The organism is Haloarcula sp. Atlit-120R, from assembly GCF_003665885.1.
Taxonomy (GTDB): Archaea; Halobacteriota; Halobacteria; order Halobacteriales; family Haloarculaceae; genus Haloarcula; species Haloarcula taiwanensis.
This window is the reverse complement of the sequence record NZ_QPLN01000001.1, coordinates 533150-553568: the sequence shown is the minus strand read 5'-3', so window position 1 is coordinate 553568 and position 20419 is coordinate 533150. Positions and strand designations below refer to the sequence as shown.

Here is a 20419-nt window from a genome sequence, read left to right as displayed (position 1 = left end):
GACAGGCGTTTTGGGTTCGCCAGCCCTGACATCGACTATGAGCGACGAGGAACCAGCGGAGAACATCAGCGGTGGGGCCGCTGGCGGCGGTCGGTCGGCCACGTTCGACCCGGAGACGGCGGGCACGCGGGCCGAAGCCGTCGTGGACCGCCTCGGCGACCTGTACTGGCAGAAGACCTACGGCGGCCAGGACGCCTTCGAATGTCTCGTCCGAACGATACTCAGCCAGAACACCTCCGACAAGGCAAGTCAGCCCGCTCACGACGAGCTGATGGCGCGGTACAGGGACGAGTCGGACGACGGGGACCTCGCCCGCACGCTGGCCGACGCCGACCAGCCCGAACTCGCCGAAACCATCTCCTCGGCCGGACTCTACAACCAGAAGTCCGAGCGCATCGTCGCCCTCGCCCAGCGTATCTGCGAGGAGTACAGCGGCGAGGACGGCTTCGACGAGTTCGTCAGGGAGGGCGACCCCGAGACGGTACGGTCGGCGCTGCTGGACATGAACGGCGTCGGCCCGAAGACCGCCGACTGCGTTCTGCTGTTCGCCGGCGGCCGCGGCGGCGTGTTTCCCGTCGACACGCACGTCCACCGCATCGCCCGCCGGATGGGGCTGGCCCCGGCCGACGCCGACCACGAGACCGTCCGCGAGTACCTGGAGCGGGACGTGCCCGCCGAGAAGTGCGGCTTTGGCCACACCGCGATGATTCAGTTCGGCCGGGAGTACTGTAGCGCCCGCAAGCCGGCCTGTCTGGACGACCCCGACGCCTGCCCGCTGGCGGGCCACTGCGACCAGGTCGGCGTGTATCCGGCTTCCGGCGAGGTCGTCGACCCCGCTGAAGTAGAGTGATTTAGCCACCCGGCTACGGGTGGGACTGAAAGGGGCCGCGCTATCGGCGAACCCCGACGAAGCAAGCACTGGAACGAGCGTAGCGAGTGAAGCGCGCAGCGAGTCGCGGAAGCCCGATAGCGCGGGGGCTTTCTGGCCGTTAGAAGGGACGATCTAAGAGAACCGGACTGAGAATACACTCCCTAGCAGTTACTCGCGGTGGCCCCAGCGCTCGCCGTCCTCGGCGTAGCGGGCGCTCACGATGCGGTTGAACTGCTCGTCGGACAGCGAGATGTCGGTCGCGCCGACGTTCTCGTCGAGCTGGTCGGCGGTGCGAGCGCCGACGATGGGGACGCAGGTGATGTCCGGCTGTTCGATGAGCCAGCGGAGCGCGACCTGGGCGGGCGTGGCGTCGAGTTCGTCCGCGACCGCGCGGAGTTCATCGAGGACGTGCCAGCCACGCTCCGAGAGGTAAAAGTCCTCGAAGCGGTCGGACAGCGAGCCGCGAGCGCCCTCCGGCCCCTCGAAGGCCGTCGGGTCGTCGTCGTCAGTGCGCTCGTACTTGCCGGTGAGGAAGCCACCGGCCAGTGGCGAGTACGGGCAGACCGCGATGTCCTGGTCGGCGCACACGTCGAGGTAGTCTTTCACGTCGTCGCGGTAGCCGGCGTGAAAGAGCGGTTGTGTCACCTCGAAGCGCTCGTAGTCCTCGACGTCGCTCTTCCAGAGGGCCTTGGTCAGCTGCCAGGCGGCCATCGTCGACGCGCCGAGGTGGTGGACCTTGCCCGAGCGAACGAGGTCGTCGAGGGTCGACAGCGTCTCCTCGATGTCGCTGTGCTCGTCCCAGCGGTGGATGTAATAGAGGTCCAGATAGTCCGTGTCGAGGCGGTCAAGCGTGCCCTGTATCTGGGCGCGGATGTGCTTGCGACCGAGGCCGGAGTCGTTGGGGCCGGGCTCGCCGCGGCCGTCGAAGGGGAAGTACACCTTCGACGCGATGACGAAGTCCTCCCGGTCGTAGTCCTCGAGCCACTCCCCGATGTACTCCTCGCTGGTCCCGTTGGGGTTGCCGTAGACGTTGGCGGTGTCGATGAAGTTGATGCCCCGCTCCCAGGCCGCGTCCAGCAGGTCGTGGGCCTGCTCGCGGTCGGTCTCGACCACGCCGCCGGTCTCCCGCCCGAAGCGCCAGGTGCCGAAACACAGCTGTGAAACCGTCGTCCCGGTCGAACCGAGTCTGGTGTACTCCATATCGGGGCCACGTCGGGCGACCCGAAAAAGGGGCGCGGTCCCGGCGAGGGCCGTCCGGTACTCCTACGACCGCACGGACGCCGCGACGACCAGGCCGGTCACCAGCAGAAACGCCGTCAGCGCGAGGTTCGGCACGGTCAGGCCGAGTACCCGGTACTGTATCTGGGCGCAGCTAACCGCCCCGAGGCCGCAGGTCGTCTGGCTCACCTGCAGCCAGGAGTGGAAGGCCGCGACGGCGGCCCCCGGCACCGCGAGCGGCAGCGCCGTCCGGACGACGCCGGGGCGGTTCTCGACGGCGGCGACGCCGAGGACGACCACCAGCGGGTACATCAGGATCCGCTGGTACCAGCAGAGCCGGCAGGGCGTCAGTCCCAGTCCCAGCGAGAGATAGAGGCTGCCGGCCGTCGCGACGGCAGCGACGGCTGTCGCCGCGGCCAGCAGGAGCCGAGGTCGGTCGAAGGCGGAGCGCGGGTCGGCCACAGCAAAGCCGGCGGCGGCCGCCGAAAAAAGCGTTCCGAGAGCCTTTCTCGGCTCCCGCTTGGTCGGAGCGCCAGCGCTCGCTTTTTCACTCCTGCCGCCGACAGCCAGCGTATGCCCGACGATTCGGACCCCGAGGCGAACCTCGAACAGTGGAAATCGGCGATGCAGGAAGAACACGCCGAGGCCATCGCGAACCCGGACCCCGACGAGACCCACCGCATCGAGGGCGTGGCACAGGTCACGTATCGGGTGACCTTCGACTACGACGCCGCCGAGGACGCGCTCGAACGGGCCAGCGCCGAGGAGGTCGACGACCTGACCGACCCCGAACTGCTCTCCTGTGTGTGCGGGGTCCGCGGGATGACCCCCGAGGAGGCTCGGGAGCACATGGCCGCCGTCGAACAGGGGTAGGTAGCCGCCCGGCGTCTCAGTCGTGGATTGTGACGCCGTCTTGGTCGACCGAGATGTCGACCAGGCTGGTCACCTCGTAGTCGGTGTCGTCCAGCGCGGACTCGCCCTGTTTCCGGAAGACGACGACGATATCGGAGATGTTCGCGCCGATGCCGTCCAGCGCCTCGCAGATGGCGGCCATCGTCCCGCCGGTCGAGAGCAGGTCGTCGACGATGAGCAGGTCGTCGCCCGCCTCAATGTCGTTGATGAACATCTCCGACTCGGAGTAGCCGGTGGTCTTGTGCAGCGGGACCTCGTCGTCGAGGCCGTAGGAGCGCTTGCGGATGACCACCAGCGGGATATCGGTCTGTAGCGAGAGCGCGGTCGCGATGTGGATGCCCATCGCCTCCGGCGCGACGATTTTGTCCACGTCGAGGTCGGCTGCCCGCGTCACGCCGACGACGACCTCGCGGAGGAGTTCCGGTTCCAGCATCGGCACGCCGTTGCTGAGCGGGTGGACCAGGTAGGAGTACCCGTCCTTGTCGATTATCGGGGCCTCGTGCAGCGACTCGCGAAGCTTCTCCATGCCTCCGTTTCCCGAAGGGGGACAATAAACCGTTCGAGGCTCCGGCGTGGTGTGTGCCGCGATAGCGCACTGTGAGCCGGCCCACGAACTGCCACTCGGTCGCGGCGTCAGTCGGCCGTCGAGGTCGAGCGGTCCCCCGCCGTCTCGAAGGGGCTGTCCTCGATGACGTCCCGGGCGGTGTGTTCGCCGCTGATGAGGCACATCGGCATCCCGATGCCGGGGGTCGTGTAGGCCCCGGTGTAGTAGAGCCCGTCCAGGCCGGCGCGGTGGCCGGGGCGGAGCGGTCCGGTCTGGAACAGGGTGTGGGCCAGCCCGAGCGCCGTCCCCTGCGGGTCGCCAAAGCGGTCTGCGAATTCGCTGACACACGCCGTCTCCTCAACGACGATGCGGTCGCGGAGGTCCACGCCGGTCTGTTCGGCGAGGTCGTCAAGAATGAACTCCCGGTATTCTTCGCGGACCTCGGGACCGTCGTCCAGCCCCGGCGCGATGGGGACGAGGACGACGACGGCGTGGTGGCCATCGGGAGCGACCGTCTCATCGGTCTGCGACGCGACAGAGAGATAATACGCGGGCTCGTCGGGCCACGCTGGCCGGTCGAATATCTGCTCGAAGTGGTCGTCCCAGTCCGTCGGCAGGACCAGTGAGTGGTGGGCCAGCGGCTCCACGCTCCCCTCGACGCCGAGATACAGCATGAACGCCGACGGCGCGTAGGTCTGGTCGTCCCAGTATTCGGGGTCGTGGTCGCGTGCGGCGGCGTCGAGCAGATTCTGCTCGGTGTAGGCCGGGTTGGCGTTGCTGACCACGAGGTCGGCGGTGACGACGCCGTTCTCGGTAGTCAGTTCGAACGCCCCCGCCTCGCCGGCGATGTGCTGGACCTCGGTCCCAGTCTGAATATCGACACCGAGTTCGCGGGCGAGCGACCCGAGGCTGTCGACGACGCCGGCGATGCCGCCCTCCGGGTAGAACACGTTCATGTTCAGGTCGACGTGGCTCATGATGCTGTACAGCGCCGGCGTGTTGTACGGGGCCCCGCCGAGAAACACCAGCGTGTATTCGAGCAACTGCCGGAGCTTTGGGTGGTCGATGTAGCGGCTGACGTAGTCGTCCATCGAGCCGAACAGCCGCGCCCGCGGCGCGAGCGGGAGGAGGTCGGTGTCGACGTAGTCCCGCAGGCGCTCGCGGCCCTCGTAGACGACCCGGTCCATCGCGAGGTCGTAGTTCTGTTCGGCCCGTTCGAGATACTCGGCCAGCGCGTCGCCGGCCCCGTCCTCGTAAGACTCGAACACCTCACGGGCGTTCTCTCGGTTGGGCCGCATCGTCACGCGGTCCCCGTCCTTCCAGAACACCCGGTACTGGGGGTCCAGCCGCTCCAGTTCGTAGTAGTCGCTCGGCTCGCGGTCGAAGTGCCCGAAGAACCGCTCGAACACGTCGGGCATCAGGTACCACGACGGGCCGGTGTCGAACCGGAAGCCGTCGCGTTCGAGGACGCCCGCGTGGCCGCCGAGACGGTCGTGGCGTTCGAGCAGTCGCACGTCGGCCCCGGCGTCGGCGAGGTAGCACGCCGCCGAGAGGCCGCCGAAGCCGCCGCCGACGACGGTCACCGTCCGGTCCTGTGAGAGGGCATCACGCATAACAAGCGCTAGCGACTATTGCTGAAAAAGGGTTGTCTGGATTCTCAGGACCTCACAACAGACACTGTCATCATTAATCCACTGGGCCGTTCCCAGTTCTCTGGAATCGCTTGTTTCGTTTATTGTGAATATTTCCCTAGCTCGCGATATGGCAACGACCGGCCTGGAGTCCCTCTGGCAGCGGCATCGGGATACCGACCGCCATCCGTCGCTCCTGCTCTCTCGGGCGAGCCTGCTGGTACTCGCTGTCACGTTCGGGCTCCTCGGCGCTGCCGAGGTCAGAGTTCCGCTCCGGGCCCAGATGGTGGTGTACCTCGTCGGGATGGTCGCGCTCAATCTCCCCCACGGCGGCTACGAGCACTTCGAGAACCTCCGCCGCCGTCGCCCATCGTTTCGCTGGCGCTACGTCGCGGTGTATCTGGCGGCTATCGGCGGGTTCGTCGGCCTGTTCCTCGCCGCGCCAGTCGCCGGCCTCGCGCTGGCGCTGACCGTCGCCATGGCGAAGGGTGGCCTCGGCGGCCTGCAGGTGCTGGAGGCCACGAGCGGTACCGCCCATCTCCAGACCCGGTTCCAGCGTGGTCTGGCAGCGGCCGTCCGGGGTGGCGCAGTGATGCTCGTCCCGATCGTGTTCTGGCCGGAGACGTTCCACGCGTTCAGTTCGTTGATGGTCGGCCTCGTCGAACCTGGTGCCCTCTCGTCGTACGCAGGGTCATTCGACACAACTCGGCTCGTCATCGGGTCGGGGTACGGACTCGCCCTGACGGCGCATATCGTGCTGGGCTACGTGCGCGGCGGCGGCCGCTCCTGGCTCGTCGACGCCGGAGAGTCGGTCCTGCTGGCGGCGTACTTCGCGTTCGTGCCGGTCCTCGTCGCCGTCGGCCTGTACTTCCCGTTCTGGTACTCCGCCCGGCAGGTGGCGCGGACGGCGTCCGTCGAGACAGAACCGGTCGGGGACGAGCGCTGGGACCTGCTCGGCGGCGCGGATGCCTCGACCGTCGCACTGCGCGCCTGGCTCGTCCTCGTCGTCGGGGCGCTTGCCACTTTCGGCGTCCTTGTCGCCGTCTACTGGGCGTTCCCGAACCCGCTGGGGACGGGCAACGCGCTTCCCGGCGCGGTAGCGTTCTGGAGTATGTTCATCAGTATCGTCGCGCTCCCGCACATCGTTGTCGGGTCACTCCTCGATCGGGGCCGAGGTATCTGGTACGTGCCGTGACGGCCCACTCCCGCGAAGGACTGCGACACCGACCCGCAGATGACTAGATTTCTGTAGCTGGCGGACACCCGGGACAGTATGTCCGAGTTCCGCCCCATCCCGACGACCGACCGCGAGGCCTGTCAGTGGATACTCCAGTACGCGTTCACGCCCGAAACAGGTCCGGTGACGCCGGACCCGGACGGCGACTGGCCGCCATCGCTGTTCGACCAGCGAGGCCTCTACGACGGCGACACGCTTCGAGCAGTCTGCAAACTGTACTATCTCGACACGACCGTTCGCGGCGAAGCGGCGACGGTCGGTGGCCTCGGCGCGGTCGCGACGCCGCCCGAGCACCGCGGGCAGGGATACGCCGCCGACCTCTGTCGGCACGCATTGCGTGAGTACCGCGAGGCCGAGGCCGGCTTCGTCACCCTCTGGCCGTTCTCGACCCCGTTCTACCGCCGTCTGGGCTGGGGGACGGCGAACACCTACCGCCGCTTCGACCTGCCGCCGTCGGCGCTCCCGGACCACTCCATTGCCGGGCAGCTGGTCCGCCTCGACGCCGACGACTGGGAGCGGCTCCGTCGGGTCGAGTCTGTTGCAGCCGCCGGGACGGCGCTTTCGCTCCGCCGCTCGGAGGCGTGGTGGCGCGAGCGGACGCTCGCCGACTGGGACGGCGACGGCGTCCCGTACTGCTACGGCTACGAACGCGACGGCGACCTCCGTGGCTATCTCATGTACACCGTCGCGGACGATGCTGCCCACACGCTCTCGGTTTCGAACTTCGCGGCCGTCGACGAGGAGGCCCGCCGCGCACTGCTTGCGTTCCTCGGGAATCACGGCGCGCAGGTCGAGCGCGTCACGCTCCAGTTGCCTCCCGACGCCGACCTTCTCCATCGCGTCGACGACCCCGGCGCGGTCGACTGCACGGTCGAGGCCGGGCCGATGGTTCGGCTTACCGACGTTGGGTACCTCGAACGTCTCGACTGGCCCGGGGGCGACCTCGACTGTACGCTCTCGGTCAGCGACCCGCTGCTGGACCGCAACGACGGCCTGTTCCGACTGTCTGTGAGCGGTGGGACCGCGACGGTCGACCCGCTCTCACCTGCCGACTCGCCAGCCGACGTGACCGTCGACATCGGGACGCTCTCCCAACTGGCGGTCGGAACACACGGGGTCGCTGCCGCTGAACGCCTGGCCGGGCTGGAGATACGGGACGCGTCCGCTCGCGATCCGCTCGCGGACGTCTTCGAGTCCGAATCCGTCTACCTAGGCGAGTTCTTCTGAGCGGTCGCTTACCCGGCCGACGGTGAGTCGTCAGCGCCGTTACTGATAACAACCGTCGAGATGCGGGTGCCGTCGACGCTCGTTACTTCGAACACGTATCCGCCCGCTTCGGCGGTGTCGCCGACCTCCGGGGCGCGGTCGAGTTGACTGAGCACCAACCCGCCGACGGTTTCGACCGCGTCCCTGTCGAGGTCGACACCGAGAGCCTCGCTCACTGTCGACAGCGGGACGCCGCCGTCGGCGTCGTAGCTCCCGTCGCTTTGCTTGCGGATGGCGTGCTCGCGGCCGTCGACGTCGAATTCGTCGCGAAGGTCGCCGAGGACGGCCTCGACCACGTCCTCGATGGTCGCGATGCCTTCGAGCGACCCCCATTCGTCGATGACCGCGGCCATCTGCCGGCGGTCCTGCCTGAACTGCAACAGGAGGTCGTTGATAGCTGTCGTCTCCGGGACGACCGGTATCTCGCGGGCGATGTCGCCGGCAGTCGCGTTCTCGGTGCCTTCCTCGCCGGCTCGCAGCACGTCCTTGACGTCGATGAACCCGACGATCTGATCGCTATCGTCGGCTTCGACCACCGGATAGCGGGTGTGTCCTTCGTCGAGAACGACCGCCCGGATATCCGACAGTGTGGCGTCGGCCGGCACGCTCACAACGTCGGGCCGCGGGACCATGACTTCCCGGACGACAGTATCGTCGAGGTCGAACACGCGCTCTATCATGTCGACCTCCGCCGCGTCGATATTCCCTTCCTCGCCAGACCGAGCCAGCACCCGGCGTATCTCACGCTCGCCGAGCGTCTCGTCCGTTTCCGAGGCCGCCGGGACACCCAGCAACTGCGTAAAGGCGTTGGCCGAGCCGTTGAACACGACGATACCGGGGTAAAACAGGTAGTAAAACAGCTTCATCGGCGGTGCGAGCAGCAGCGAGAGCCGCTCAGTCCGGGCAATTGCGAACGTCTTCGGCGCGAGTTCCCCGAAGACGACGTGGAGGAACGTGATGATACTGAATCCGACTGCGAACGCCACGAGGTGGAGGAGGCTCTCCGGCAGTAGCGGAGCCAGCACAGGTTCCAGCAGCGCCGCGACGGCGGGCTCACCGACCCATCCCAGCCCCAGCGAAGCAAGCGTAATGCCGAGCTGGGTCACTGCGAGGTAGTTGTCCAGGTCTGCCATCACTGCCTGAAGCGAGCCTGCGCCGGCCCGCCCCTCGTCGGCGAGCTGTTCGACCGACGTGCCGCGAACGCGAACAAAAGCGAACTCAGCGGCGACAAAAAAGCCGTTCAGTCCCACGAGCACCAGCGCTACGAAGAGTTGCGCCGCAGAAAGCGCGAGGTTTACCATCGAACCCTCCAGGCGGGGCGCGTCGATATGTACACACACACCCATCTCCGTCACCGCACTAAAATACTGGAATATCCGCGTCCGTACCGCGCTCGCTTCTCAGCGGTACGCGGCACGGACAGTGTCTGCGATGACACCCGGCTTCCGGTAGTGTTTGGTCACCGGAGGCACCTCCCGGTCGAGATCGAGCATCTCGTAGACGGCGGTCATCGCCGACCGGACCGAGTACTCGACAGTGAACACCACGTCCCGCGGCTGTTCGGCGTACTGTCCGAGGAACGCCAGATTGTTCGACCCGTCAGGAACGACTTCGGGTCGGTCACCGGGCTCCCGGGGCTGGAAGTGCGCCGTGATGAACGGCATCATCGCCGGGATACAGGTCACGTCGTCGAGTAGCTCCGGGAGCCGGTCCTCGCACTGCAGGTGGTAACACAGCTCTTGGAGGATCTCCCGGCCGGTACACTCGGACATCGGTTTCTCCACGTAGTTCCCCTCGCGGTCCGGGAACAGCGCGTAGCCCCAGAAGACCTTCACGTCGTCCGGCTGGTTCGCGAAGTGGGGCTGTGCGGCGACGACCGTCGACAACAGCCAGTTCGACCCGAGGTAGGTGACGAGCCCGTTGCCCGGTTCCTCGCTGGTGAAATCGACGATGTGGTCGAACAAGTCGGTGTTGTGCAGGGTAACGGTGAACGACTCCCATTTCGTCTCCGTGACGTTATCGGCGAACACTGACGGATTGCCGAACTGTGGATTGTCCTCGGCGATGGACTTCCACAGCTCCCACGACGCCCCGGTCTCGTTCAGCTCTGGGGCCTCGTCCATCCCGCCAATAGACGAACCGTCGGTCATCGACCCGTTCGTCACGAACACGAGGTCGGACGGCTCGACGGGGACCGACTCGGTGCCGCTGTTGGTCTCACAGTAGAGCCGCTCGACAGTGCGCCCCGTCCGCGACGGGACGATGTCCATATCGGTCACCTCGTGGCCGTACTCGAAGGAGACGCCCCTGTCTTCGAGCCAGCGCCGGAGTGGGAGAATCATCGAGTCGTACTGGTTGTACTTCGTCCGGTCGATGCCCTCCATGGTGTGCAAGCGCGGGAACTCGTGGAGGAACCGGTACATGTACCGCCGAACTTCGGCGACGCTGTGCCACGGCTGGAACGCGAAGATGGTCGCCCAGACGTACCAGAAGTTCGTCTCCAGGAACGACTCGTCGAACCACTCCTCGATGCGCGTGTCACCGAGTCGCGGTTCGGGCGTGAGGAGCAACCGAGCTATCGACTGTCGATGCTGGCTCGTCAGTCCGTACTCGCCCGCGTCGATCCGCTCGCCCTCGTGCATCAGCCGCGTTTTCGCGTACGAGGGGTGCGCTTCGTTGAACTCGTCCATCACGTCTTTGACCGACCGCGAGTCGTCTTCGAGTGACGGAATCGTCTCGAAGAGGTCCCACGTACATTCGTACGTCGGATAGTTGAACATCCTGCCGCCCCGGATCAGGTACGCCTCCTCCGGGTCGCCGGCACCGTCCATCGCGCCACCGACGACGTCCAGCTTTTCGTAGACATGGATGTTTTCGCCGGGCATGTTGCCGTCCCGTACTAGGAACGCCGCGCCGGCGAGAGAGGCGATACCGCCGCCGACGAAGTGTGCGTCGCGGTCAGTGACGTGTGGGTGCTGGTGGCCAGTCATATTGAATCACCGTCATGTAGTCCTACACAAGTCCCAGCCCTAACGGTTGCCAACATATGTACAGCAATTTATAAGAGGGGGTATCTCACCGGAACAGCTCCGCTCTGACCGGGCTGCTGTCACTATTCGGAACTGGCAATCGTGTGGTCGATCAACTGGTCCGTTCCACGACGGAGGCGCTCCGAGATGGCGGACGTGGTCGCGTCGAGTTCCCTCGCGAGTTCCGACAGGTCTGCCTCGCGGGGGACGGCGAAGTATCCCTGTCGGTTGGCTGCCAGTAGTGCTTCTCGTTGCGGGGCGGTGAGTCCGTAGTCGTCGCCGCCGTGTTCCGTCTCACAGAGCCGGTGCGGGCGGAACGTGACACTGCTTGACTGACAGGCGTCACGGAACGCTTCGAGGTCCGCTCGGTCGGCGAACTGTGTGCTCACCTTCCACCCGTGCTCGGTCACGAGCGCACCCATCGGATACGTCTGCCGGTCGACGAGCTGGGTGTACATCTCGACGTAATCCGTATCGAGGACGACCCGATACCGCGACTCGACGATAGCCGAGTCCATGGCGACAAACTCCACGACCGACTCGTCGCCGAGCAATGCCGATTCGAGCGCGTCCGGTTCGACGCCCGTCGCAGAGAACACGAGTGCCGGCTCGTCGGTCGTCCCGGAAACGACGTTGTCGACGATCAATCGGGTGTTCAGCTCAGCGGCGACCGCACAGAGCGGCATATCCGCGGACTGCAACTCGAATTCACAGATGACGCTCATGTGTATTATTCAGCCGACCGAAATAAAGGCATACTGGGGATTCTCACGCGCCGAAACTGACCGCCGGTATCGGAGTCGTTCGACGAACATCTACTGGGACGCGTTGCGCGTTGTGGTGGCTACACGTAGCGAAACGTCACAGGAAAACGGATGTTCCGGGCTTCCCCGAGCGTCAATCTGTGTTTCCGCTGTTACCGTCAGCGGTGTCGGGACTGCTCGTTCCCATCGACCGCGACGTCAAACTCCGACAGGAGTGCCTTGAGCTGCTCGGCCTGTCCGCTCAGCGATTTGATGCTGTCGTTGATTTCCGACATCGAGGCCGCCTGCTCCTCTGCGGCGGCGGACACGCTCTGTACCTCGTCGGCGGTAGATTCACTGAGGTCAGCAACCTCCTCGGTCATCGATACCGCTTCTTCAGTGCTGGCGGCCTGGTCGTCAGTCGTGTCACTGATTTCCTGAACGCCGGCGTCCGTTTTGTCGGCGTACTCCGATACCTCTGTGAACGCCGACATGACCTCTTCAACTGCATCGATGCCTGCCTCCATCGATTCTTCAGCCACTTTGGCTTCGTCGACAGTTGTCTCCGTCTGTGACTGGATGTCGGTAATGAGTTGTTCTATTTCGGTCGCCGATGCCTGTGTCTCCCCGGCGAGTTCCTTGACCTCGTCGGCCACGACGGCGAACCCTTCGCCGTCTTTGTCGGCACGCGCAGCTTCGATGTTCGCGTTCAACGCGAGCATGTTCGTCTGCTCGGCGATGTCCGCGATCAGCTCGACGATGGTGCTGATCTCCGCCATCTGCTCGTCTAACCGTTCGACGTTCTCGACAGTCGCGTCGATTGCTTCCTGTACTCTGTGCGAACTTTCGAGGGCGTCTCTGGCCGTTTCCTCGCCTTTTCGGGCGACGTCAGCGGTCTGATTCGAGTGCTCCGCAACCGAGTCAGCGGACGCAGCTACCTCTTCGATAGCTGCCGAAAGGTCAGTCATCTCTCCCGAGACTGTGTCCAGCATATCGCGTTGCTCGTCGGCGGCAGCCGCGATCTCCTGAACTGATTCGCTGACCTCGCCGCTCGCACGCTCGGCGTCAGCCGCCCCGACTTCGGCCTCCTCGCTGGCGGCTGTGACGGTCTCCGCGAACTTCTGAATGTCGACGATAGTGCGTTCCCACTGTGTGAGCATATCGTTGAACGAGGACGCGATAGCCGCCATCGCCTCGTTATCGGTCTCGTCTTCGGGGAGACGCCGGGTCAGGTCGCCGTCCGCGCACGCTTCCATCACGTCGCTGTATACCTCTGCTTGCTGTTCGAGTTCCGCCGCGAGTGCCTCGGCCTCTTCCTTTGCCTGCTCGGCGCGGGCGCGCTCTTCTTCCGCCTCCTCCCGGGCGTCTGTCGCCTGCTCGCGGGCGGCCTCGGCTTCGTCGATTTTTGAGACGAGTGCGTCGCGCATACTCCCGATAGACGTGAACAACTGCCCGATCTCGTCCCGGCGAGAGCTCGAAACGTCGACATCGTACTCTCCCTGCTCGATGGCAGTAGCGGCCGCAGAGAGCTGTTGCACGGATGTCGCCGTGTTTCGTCCAATCGTTCCACCAATGACGACTACACCACCGAGCGCGACCAGAATGAACGCCAAGATATCAGTCCGAATCTGCTCGCTCAGCGCGAACGCGTTCGCCGCAGGCGCATGCTTGATAACGACCCAGTTTGTGCCGGGAATGGTCGCGTATGCGGCGACGTGCTCGGTGTCAAGCACTGCGTCTTTTGTCGGCGCGTCGGTGAAGGTGCCCTGTTCGGTAGCCGTGCTGATCTCTGGGATGTCAGCCTGTGACTTGTTCGAGATGTACGGCTGTCCAACAGCACCGGTGCCAGCGTCAGAGAACAACACCTCAGTCGAACTCGATGTCGGGCGGACCACCTGTGTGAACGTCCCGTCGATACCAGTGCTGAACTGCTTGCTCAGGTCGCTGGCGTCGTACTCGACCACGAGTACGTGTGTGAAGTCGGCGGCGACACTCATCGAACTGACCACTCGCTTGCCGTTCGCGTTCGTGTACGGGTTCGATGAAACCACTGTGTCGCGGCCGATAGACCGAGTCCGGTCGACCCACGGATGTGCGTCCGATGTGACACGCGTTCCGCGGAGTGTTTCGTCAGTACTTGCCACAATCCTTGCCTCCCCCGCTGTGCCGACAGTGGGGTCTGCAAGGTGGACGGCAGCGACGCGGTCGGACTGGAGCTCATCCGCGGCGAGCCGTTCCGTGTAGGCCTGCTGGTCTTCGCGCGTCGCGTTGAAACCGAGCAGCGGATTGTTTGACGCGACGAGCACCGGCCGTTCGTTGCGCTCAATCCACTCGTTCAACAGGCCGGACTCGGCGTTGACCTCCTGTACGAGCTGTTGTGCCGTGTCGTCTTCGAGTGTGGCAGTTGCGTTCCCCTGCACCCAGAACCCGCCGGCCGCGATGAGTACCACGATCACGAGCAACGCAACAGCGAACTTGACGAGGTACGACCGGACTGGCAGCAGCGCAACGGCTTTCGCTCGCTCCAGCGCTGTCGTGTCCGAGGCCGCTGACGCTGTCGCGTCTGCTGATTCGTCGTCACCGTCGCCTGAATGTGCTGTAGATTCTTCCATACTGATTCAGATGAAGCCGTTGGCCGTGAGGTGGTCAACAACCGCCTGCTGGCTGCCGACCTCGGTTGCGTGACTGTTCAGCTCTTGCATCGTTTTCGCGTCCGGAATGGCGTCCGGCATCTTGTTCAGCGCCGACACCACGGCGTCCGTCGCGACGTCCTCGTGAACGACGCCGACCGGGTGGAAAAACGGCCAGAAGTTCCGGTCGTCATCGAGGTACACGATGTCTTCAACGGTTGTGAGCCACGCGCTGGTGCTGTACCCGAAGCTGAGGTCGGCGTAGCCTTCGTCGACAGCCGTACCAGCCGCCTGTGCCGACGCCGCCTCGATAAACTCCTGTTCTGCTTCCCAGCGCTCCACATGCTCGGCCTCAAACCCGTAGTAATCAAGCAAAGCATCGAAACCGTCACTACGAGTCTTGAACCCGTCGCCAAACGCCGGCCGGATATCGTAGTTCCCGTCGTTGACGTAACCGGCGAGGTCACTGATTGTCTCGATCCCGGTCCCTTCGATAGCGTCCTCGCGGATGAACACGGCCCACGTGTTCTGCCAGTCTGCGCGGTCGAGAATTCGAATCGGGTGTTCCGACTCCATCTCGGACTTCAACGCTTCGTACTGTTCATCTGGTGTCTCGAAGTCGGCTTCGTCGTGCTTGGGCGGGTGCGCAGCCCACAGTGACCCCATGTAATCGTAGTACGCGTGGATATCGCCGACCTGATACGCCTCGGCGTGTGCAGCGTTCCCGCCGAAGCCAGTTTCGTCTACAAGACTCACACCCGTATTGTTCGCGAGCAATTCGTAGGCGATGTACCCGAGATTTAGTTGCTCTGTGTAGCCTTTCGAACTGACAACGACGGACATCGAGCCGTCGGTGGACCCGGCGGCTTCAGCTTCGCTCTCGGCTGTACTTGATTCCGTCTCTCCGCCAGTCGAACAGCCGACCAGCGTGGCGGCTCCGCCAGTTGCGAGCATCCCGAGTAACCGTCGCCGGCTCCCGGTCCATTGTTCCTTTCTTTCATCTACCATTGCTCAACTCGTCGCTAATGATAATCAAAAAAACCGTTGCCGAGAATATCAACATTGATAGCAAAACAATAAAATCGTGTACAATTTAGTCCCTAACTGTTGGGGATCTCCACAGAGGGGACTCTCTACAGGAGAGTCATCGCAGTCGCTGTCGTCCCAGATCCAGATCATGTCAGTCGCAACCGAACCACAGAGATACCCGTGGCAAACGGTCGTCGGCTACAGCTACCAGTTGGAGCAAGAGCCTCGGCACTCATAGGGCTCGTCACCAGCGGGGAGTCACCCCGGTTCGGCCCTGTGAGTTGTCGTCATCGGCCGTCAGATGGTACCGCCGCCGGCGACAAGACGGTTACTCATCGTGGCCACACAGTGGAACAAACGCTAAACCCACGCGGGTCAACCAGTCGTATATGAACAGACGACGCTTTCTCACACTTTTCGGGACGGGTGTCGTCGGCGCCATCGCGGGGTGCAGTGGTGAAGCAGACAACGCCGAAACCATTGACAGCCACCCGGCGGCCGCCGACCTCGAAGCCCAGCCCCGCCGCGGCGAACTGGGCGGCCACGTCGTCCTGGCGTTCGAAGACCCCTCCTGTCCGACCTGCCGCCGCTTCCACGAGAACACGGTGCCGGCTATCCGGGAGAACATCGTGGGGACGGGCAAGGGCGCATACGTCGTCCGGACGTACCCGGTCATCTATCCCTGGGGTGAGCCGGCGACACAGGCGCTGGAGTCGACGTTTGCCCGCGACAGCGAGGCGTACTGGGCGCTGTTCGAGCACTACTTCGCCGAACAGTCGTCGTTCGATACGGACAACGTTCTGGACCGGACGGCGACGTTTCTCACCGAGGAGACAGCGGTTGACGGCGAGGCGGTCGCACGCGATGCGCGGGAGCGAGCGCACGACGACGCTGTACAGGCTGATATCCAGGCGGCCGAGAACGCCGGGTTGGGTGAAACGACGCCGATAATTCTGCTGTTTGAGGACGGAGAGTTCGTGACGAAGGTCAACGGGAGCGTCAGCTACGACCTCATCGCCGAGGCGCTGGGAGAGCGCGACGGATGAGCATCGCACGCGGCCTCCGCCTGCCAACCACGCGCGGTGACTGGCGGCTCATGGGCCGAACGGTCAGGCTCGTACTCACGCTGCCGGTCTATGCGGCGGTCGCCGTGGTCGCTGCCGTCGTCTCGCTGACGGTATTCGTCGTCTCGCTGAACGTCCCGCTAGTGCTTGACCTCGTTATCGGTGGGTCGCTCCCGCTTGCCAGCCGGCTGCGCGTGCTCGCTGAACTGTACCCGTTTATCGGCACGTCGTTCAACCCTGCCCAGGGTACCCTGCTGCTCGTCGTCGCCGTCCTCACGGGCGTCGACATCGGTCTGGTGGCGTACCACTTCCGCGAGCACGGGCTCGACCTCCAGCAGGGTGGCGCGGGTGTCGCGGGCGTTGTTCTCGGCACACTCGGCGCTGGCTGTGCGGCCTGTGGGTCGGCGGTTTTGCTGGGACTGCTGTCGCTACTCGGCGTTTCGACCTCGCTGCTGTTTCTGCCGCTCGACGGGCTGGAGTTCGCGCTGCTTGCGCTCGTGGTGTTGACCCTCTCCATTTACTGGCTCGCAGAGGGGATGCGCGGCGGCGAAATCAACGGGTGTCCGGTCGACATCTGACTGTGTCGCCGTGCAGTCATCCGTCCGGCTCTCTCGAGGAGATATCCGTGTCAGCGAGAGAAAACGTATAGTATCGTCAGCCGAACACCCATACCGAGAAGGTATGTCCGAGACGGAGCCTCAGGTGACGGTTTCGACGGAGTCCCCCGCCGAGTACGAGCACCTCCACCGGAAGCGGAAAGAGACAGTCGGGACAGTCGAACTGGCCGAAGTCGTCGATGTGTGGGTCGGTGAGAGCGAACTCGTCTGTCGGTTCCAGTTCGACTGGGCGACCGACCCGATACAGCGGCGCTACGACCTGAACAGCGACCGCGACATCGCCAAGGTCGAGCGACTCTGTGAAGCCAACGGCCTGCAGTTCGAGCAGGTCAGTCATCTACAGGGGTCGCTGGTCGAACTCGAATACACCGGTTCCCAGTGGCTGCCGCGGCCAGAGGCTGCCTACACAGACGGTGAAGGATCGGCGGTCGAGACGTTCCGCGCGGAGTGTCGGTTGCTGGTGGCTGAGCTGGCGCAGTCGCCCGCGTTCGTCCGGCGAGGCATCGAACGCGTCCGGGAACTGTCGACGACGCAACTGATTATTGGCATCATCCTCGTCAAAAAAGTCGCCATCATTGCTTTGCTCGCTCACCTTCTGCTGTAGCCGGACGCCTGCCGGCCTGCAGTGTGTAAGTCAGTTCTTGACTCGCCTCAGTCACTCATCGCGGGTCCGGAGCCAGCAGGCGTGTCCACGCAGTCGGTCCCGGCGGTCTCGAACTGTGAGAGTTCGTCGTTAAGAGTGGTGGCGTCGTCGGCGAACCGCTCCACCGAGTCGACCATCCCGGCAACGGTCTGGCCCTGCTGCTCGACCGTCGTGGCCATTTCACGGGCGTCGGTTGCGGTCTCCCCGGCGATGTCGTTGATATCGTCAATTATCCGCACGACTTCCTGTGCGCTGGTCGCCTGCTGGTCGGTCGCTCGGTCGATTTCCTGAATGCCGCCGTTGACATCGACGGTGGCGTCGACCACATCTTCGAGCGTGGTAATAGTCTCGGAGATGGTGTTGCTGCCGCGGTCGACAGCATCTTCCATCGTCTCCATGGCGTCGACGGATGTGCCGACTTGGGACCGCAGCGAGCCGATGAGGTCTTCCACGTCGCCGGTGGCGTTCTGTGTCTCGGTCGCAAGCTGTTTGATTTCGTCCGCGACGACGGCAAAGCCCGAACCCGCTTGGCCGGCACGAGCGGCTTCGATGGACGCGTTCAGCGCGAGCATATTCGTTTCCTCGGCGATGCCGTCGATGACTTCGACGATCTCGGCCATGTCCTCGGCGATGTCGTCTAGTTGCTGGACCTCGCTTGCGGCGTTCGTCGAGTGATGGCGGATCTCGTCGACGGCACTCTGGGCTTCCGACGAGGACCGCTGTGCGTCTCGGCCGAGATTCGCAGCAGTGTTGCTCTGGTCGGCGATTTCGGCCACGGACGACGCCATTTCCTCGACGGTCGCCGAGAGGTCGCTGAGTTCGCTCGCTGCGTCGTCTAGTTGCTGGCGCTGGGTTTCTGCCCCGTCGGCGATGTCGGATGCGGTGTCGGCCACGGACTGTGTCTCAGCACGGACCTGCTGCCCGTCGGCCAGGACAGTTTCACTTCCGGTGGCGATACGTGTCGAGGTCGACTGGCCGCTGCCGATAGCAGTCTCCAGATCACTCAGAGTCTCATTGATCGCGGTCCCGACGGCGGCCATAGCGTCGCTCATGCTGTCGGTGTCAACACGGGCAGTCAGGTCGCCGGCGGCCGCGTCGTCGAGCGCCGTCCGGTACTGTGTCGCTTTCAGTTCGAGGTGGCTGCTCAGCGCCTCCATCTCGCTTCGCTCGGCTTCTGCGGTTTCACGGGCTTCTTCGGCCGCTTCGCGGGCCTCCTCGGCACGCTCCTGAGCTTCGTTTGCTTCCTGAATGTTCCGGCCGAGTGAGGCCGCCGCCCGTTCGAGTTTCGTGTATGCGTCTCCGACCTCGTCAATCCGGTCGACGCCGAAGTCGATGTCGTACTGGCCGTTGTCGACTGCCGTCGCCTTTCGATTAATCTCGATTATCGCGCGGTACATCTCACAGTAGCCCAGAAATCCGGTCACAGCGACGACGAACCCGATGAACACTGCGGCGGCTGTCACAGAGGAAAACAGCACGATAGCTAGTGCCGGTGCGCCCACAATCGACATCGCTGCCAGCAGGAAGACACGGGCGCTGAACGTCCGCCGGAGTGGCGTCGGCAGGTGCGGTTCGATTGTCATGGGCACAGTGCCGACCGCAAGCATGAGCCGGCCAAGTGCGCCCGTCGAATCATCCGTCGTCATCGAAACCACCTCAAAACAGATGACGAGCAAACGACAAAAATAGGCCTTTTCGGGTGCATGTGTTCCGTTCTCTCCGACGTATAAAAAGCCGCACCCTCAGAGTATCAGCGGTGAATCTCCCAGTGTTAGTTCGTTGTCGTGATTTCGACCACGTCGCGGTGGTCGAGTTCGGTGTCAGCGCCGATCTGGCGTTCGGTTCGCACGTCGTGCGCATGGAGGAATCCGTCGCCGATGTCGGTGTGCAGGAAGTACGCGAAGTCCTCTGCAGTCGACCCGTCTGGGAGGACGAAACAGTCCTGCAGGAAGGTCCCGTCCTCCTGGGGCTTGCGAGCGCCGGGGAACACCGCGATAGCTCCCAGTTCCTCGAACAGCGCGGTTTCGAGGGCCTGTTGGACGCCCGTCCCGCCGAACTCGGTCACGAACTCCCGAATCTGTTCCAGCCCCGCGGCCTTCTCCTCTGGTAGGTCCGCCGTCACGGTAAACTCTTCGTCGCCCGGCCGGTAGTCGAGTACGCCCTGCTCGTTGCCGTTTTTCAGGGCCTTCTCCGCGTGGGCCGAGACGGGGACGAACGTCAGGTGCTCGTACTCGGGGTCCTCGGTGACGGTTTCCCAGTTCGCCTGGGCTTCCGGGGTGTCCATCTTGTTCGCCGCGATGAGCATCGGCTTGGTCCGGATGCGAATCTCGCGGGCCAGAGCCTCCTTGTCCGCGTCGTCCCAGGTGTCGGGGTCCAGTTCCAGGTCCAGGGCGAGCACGACCTGCTTGATCTCGTCGGCGTTGATCTTGAACGCTGACATCTGCTCGGCGAGGTCGTCCTCGATGGCCTTGTCCTCGCCGTGGTAGCCCGAGCGGTAGCGCTCGATGCCTTTCTCAAGAATATCGAGATACCACATGTCCAGCTCGTCTTCGAGGAAGTCAATGTCCTCGCGCGGGTCGTGGTCCTCAGTGGGTTCACCCTCCAGGTCCGTCTCGCCGGTGAAATCGACGACGTGGACGAGCACGTCGGCCTCGTTGAGGTCTGTGAGGAACTGATTCCCCAGCCCCTTCCCTTCGTGTGCGCCGGGAACGAGGCCGGCCACGTCGACAAGCTTCGTCGGGACGAACCGGACGCCGTCGGTGCAGTAGCCGTGGTTGGGCGTGCAGGTGTGGTCGAACTCCGGGGCCGCACAGTTGACGCGGACGTAGGCTTCGCCCATCGACGGGTCGATTGTCGTGAACGGGTACGCGCCCTCGGGCACGTCGTTCATCGTCGCCGCATTGAAGAACGTGGACTTGCCGACGGAGGGCTTGCCGACGAGTCCGATCTTGTAGCTCATTGCACCGACGAAGCGGTTTCAGCGGC

At 64.3% G+C, this 20419-nt stretch carries 18 protein-coding genes; 7 read left to right on the top strand and 11 right to left on the bottom strand.

The features are described from left to right. Positions 1–37: 37 nt before the first annotated feature. Positions 38–850 carry an endonuclease III gene (gene nth / locus DVK01_RS02885; RefSeq protein ID WP_121535325.1) on the top strand — a complete coding sequence of 271 codons (813 nt, stop codon included), beginning with the start codon at positions 38–40 and terminating at the stop codon, positions 848–850. A gap of 189 nt (positions 851–1039) precedes the next feature. Here nth and DVK01_RS02880 read toward each other — a convergent pair whose 3' ends face one another. Together DVK01_RS02880 and DVK01_RS02875 are read right to left on the bottom strand one after the other, a co-directional pair. Further along, a complete protein-coding gene (locus tag DVK01_RS02880) occupies positions 1040–2071 on the bottom strand; it encodes an aldo/keto reductase (protein ID WP_101350805.1) in 1032 nt (343 codons plus the stop codon). Between the two features lie 63 nt (positions 2072–2134). Further along, positions 2135–2551, bottom strand: coding sequence for a disulfide bond formation protein B (locus tag DVK01_RS02875; protein ID WP_121511545.1), 417 nt, complete (start codon positions 2549–2551; stop codon positions 2135–2137). Between the two features lie 111 nt (positions 2552–2662). Between DVK01_RS02875 and DVK01_RS02870 the strand changes: the two genes are divergently transcribed. Further along, positions 2663–2962 (top strand): hypothetical protein, encoded by a 300-nt coding sequence (locus DVK01_RS02870; protein ID WP_121535323.1) that lies wholly within the window; start codon positions 2663–2665, stop codon positions 2960–2962. A 16-nt stretch (positions 2963–2978) separates the two neighbouring features. Here the strand turns inward: DVK01_RS02870 and hpt are convergent, their stop codons facing one another. Both hpt and DVK01_RS02860 read right to left on the bottom strand, forming a co-directional pair. Next, positions 2979–3527, bottom strand: a complete 549-nt coding sequence (gene hpt / locus DVK01_RS02865) for a hypoxanthine/guanine phosphoribosyltransferase (protein ID WP_101350802.1) — start codon at positions 3525–3527, stop codon at positions 2979–2981. A gap of 107 nt (positions 3528–3634) precedes the next feature. Next, entirely contained in the window at positions 3635–5158 is a 1524-nt protein-coding gene (locus DVK01_RS02860; protein WP_121535321.1) for an NAD(P)/FAD-dependent oxidoreductase, read from the bottom strand. 148 nt (positions 5159–5306) lie between these two features. On the opposite strand from DVK01_RS02860, the gene DVK01_RS02855 reads away from it, so the two are divergent. Then, entirely contained in the window at positions 5307–6371 is a 1065-nt protein-coding gene (locus DVK01_RS02855; protein ID WP_121511548.1) for a Brp/Blh family beta-carotene 15,15'-dioxygenase, read from the top strand. Between the two features lie 78 nt (positions 6372–6449). Further along, the gene (gene eis / locus DVK01_RS02850; RefSeq protein WP_121535319.1) at positions 6450–7640 is read left to right on the top strand and encodes an enhanced intracellular survival protein Eis; all 1191 of its coding nucleotides are present in this window, start codon (positions 6450–6452) and stop codon (positions 7638–7640) included. 8 nt (positions 7641–7648) lie between these two features. Here the strand turns inward: eis and DVK01_RS02845 are convergent, their stop codons facing one another. From DVK01_RS02845 to DVK01_RS02825, 5 genes are all read right to left on the bottom strand, one after another. Continuing rightward, positions 7649–9025: a hemolysin family protein gene (locus tag DVK01_RS02845; protein WP_121535317.1), complete on the bottom strand. Its 1377-nt coding sequence runs from the start codon at positions 9023–9025 to the stop codon at positions 7649–7651. A 54-nt stretch (positions 9026–9079) separates the two neighbouring features. Next, a complete protein-coding gene (locus DVK01_RS02840) occupies positions 9080–10669 on the bottom strand; it encodes an oleate hydratase (protein WP_101350797.1) in 1590 nt (529 codons plus the stop codon). 122 nt (positions 10670–10791) lie between these two features. After that, a complete protein-coding gene (locus DVK01_RS02835; protein WP_101350796.1) occupies positions 10792–11433 on the bottom strand; it encodes a helix-turn-helix domain-containing protein in 642 nt (213 codons plus the stop codon). Between the two features lie 197 nt (positions 11434–11630). Beyond that, positions 11631–14063, bottom strand: a complete 2433-nt coding sequence (locus tag DVK01_RS02830) for a methyl-accepting chemotaxis protein (protein ID WP_233560748.1) — start codon at positions 14061–14063, stop codon at positions 11631–11633. A gap of 6 nt (positions 14064–14069) precedes the next feature. Continuing rightward, positions 14070–15089: a glycine betaine ABC transporter substrate-binding protein gene (locus DVK01_RS02825; protein WP_232794478.1), complete on the bottom strand. Its 1020-nt coding sequence runs from the start codon at positions 15087–15089 to the stop codon at positions 14070–14072. A 410-nt stretch (positions 15090–15499) separates the two neighbouring features. Here DVK01_RS02825 and DVK01_RS02820 point away from each other — a divergent pair, with 410 nt between their 5' ends. The 3 genes from DVK01_RS02820 to DVK01_RS02810 all read left to right on the top strand — a co-directional run bounded on the left by DVK01_RS02820 (position 15500) and on the right by DVK01_RS02810 (position 17395). Further along, positions 15500–16156 carry a thioredoxin domain-containing protein gene (locus DVK01_RS02820; protein ID WP_121535315.1) on the top strand — a complete coding sequence of 219 codons (657 nt, stop codon included), beginning with the start codon at positions 15500–15502 and terminating at the stop codon, positions 16154–16156. Then, positions 16153–16752: a hypothetical protein gene (locus tag DVK01_RS02815; RefSeq protein ID WP_101350794.1), complete on the top strand. Its 600-nt coding sequence runs from the start codon at positions 16153–16155 to the stop codon at positions 16750–16752. The genes DVK01_RS02820 and DVK01_RS02815 overlap by 4 nt, the downstream gene beginning before the upstream one ends. Before the next feature lie 103 nt (positions 16753–16855). Further along, positions 16856–17395: a hypothetical protein gene (locus tag DVK01_RS02810; RefSeq protein WP_101350793.1), complete on the top strand. Its 540-nt coding sequence runs from the start codon at positions 16856–16858 to the stop codon at positions 17393–17395. 47 nt (positions 17396–17442) lie between these two features. Here DVK01_RS02810 and DVK01_RS02805 read toward each other — a convergent pair whose 3' ends face one another. After that, positions 17443–19080, bottom strand: a complete 1638-nt coding sequence (locus DVK01_RS02805; protein WP_121535313.1) for a methyl-accepting chemotaxis protein — start codon at positions 19078–19080, stop codon at positions 17443–17445. 125 nt (positions 19081–19205) lie between these two features. Next, positions 19206–20393, bottom strand: a complete 1188-nt coding sequence (locus DVK01_RS02800; protein ID WP_101350792.1) for a redox-regulated ATPase YchF — start codon at positions 20391–20393, stop codon at positions 19206–19208. Positions 20394–20419 lie beyond the last annotated feature (26 nt).

Bases quoted from the DNA above. Each gene is read 5' to 3' on its own strand.
- nth (WP_121535325.1), top strand. From the start codon at position 38: ATGAGCGACGAGGAACCAGCGGAGAACATCAGCGGTGGGGCCGCTGGC.
- DVK01_RS02880 (WP_101350805.1), bottom strand. From the start codon at position 2,071: ATGGAGTACACCAGACTCGGTTCGACCGGGACGACGGTTTCACAGCTG.
- DVK01_RS02870 (WP_121535323.1), top strand. From the start codon at position 2,663: ATGCCCGACGATTCGGACCCCGAGGCGAACCTCGAACAGTGGAAATCG.
- hpt (WP_101350802.1), bottom strand. From the start codon at position 3,527: ATGGAGAAGCTTCGCGAGTCGCTGCACGAGGCCCCGATAATCGACAAG.
- DVK01_RS02860 (WP_121535321.1), bottom strand. From the start codon at position 5,158: ATGCGTGATGCCCTCTCACAGGACCGGACGGTGACCGTCGTCGGCGGC.
- DVK01_RS02855 (WP_121511548.1), top strand. From the start codon at position 5,307: ATGGCAACGACCGGCCTGGAGTCCCTCTGGCAGCGGCATCGGGATACC.
- eis (WP_121535319.1), top strand. From the start codon at position 6,450: ATGTCCGAGTTCCGCCCCATCCCGACGACCGACCGCGAGGCCTGTCAG.
- DVK01_RS02845 (WP_121535317.1), bottom strand. From the start codon at position 9,025: ATGGGTGTGTGTGTACATATCGACGCGCCCCGCCTGGAGGGTTCGATG.
- DVK01_RS02840 (WP_101350797.1), bottom strand. From the start codon at position 10,669: ATGACTGGCCACCAGCACCCACACGTCACTGACCGCGACGCACACTTC.
- DVK01_RS02835 (WP_101350796.1), bottom strand. From the start codon at position 11,433: ATGAGCGTCATCTGTGAATTCGAGTTGCAGTCCGCGGATATGCCGCTC.
- DVK01_RS02830 (WP_233560748.1), bottom strand. From the start codon at position 14,063: ATGGAAGAATCTACAGCACATTCAGGCGACGGTGACGACGAATCAGCA.
- DVK01_RS02825 (WP_232794478.1), bottom strand. From the start codon at position 15,089: ATGGTAGATGAAAGAAAGGAACAATGGACCGGGAGCCGGCGACGGTTA.
- DVK01_RS02820 (WP_121535315.1), top strand. From the start codon at position 15,500: ATGAACAGACGACGCTTTCTCACACTTTTCGGGACGGGTGTCGTCGGC.
- DVK01_RS02815 (WP_101350794.1), top strand. From the start codon at position 16,153: ATGAGCATCGCACGCGGCCTCCGCCTGCCAACCACGCGCGGTGACTGG.
- DVK01_RS02810 (WP_101350793.1), top strand. From the start codon at position 16,856: ATGTCCGAGACGGAGCCTCAGGTGACGGTTTCGACGGAGTCCCCCGCC.
- DVK01_RS02805 (WP_121535313.1), bottom strand. From the start codon at position 19,080: ATGACGACGGATGATTCGACGGGCGCACTTGGCCGGCTCATGCTTGCG.
- DVK01_RS02800 (WP_101350792.1), bottom strand. From the start codon at position 20,393: ATGAGCTACAAGATCGGACTCGTCGGCAAGCCCTCCGTCGGCAAGTCC.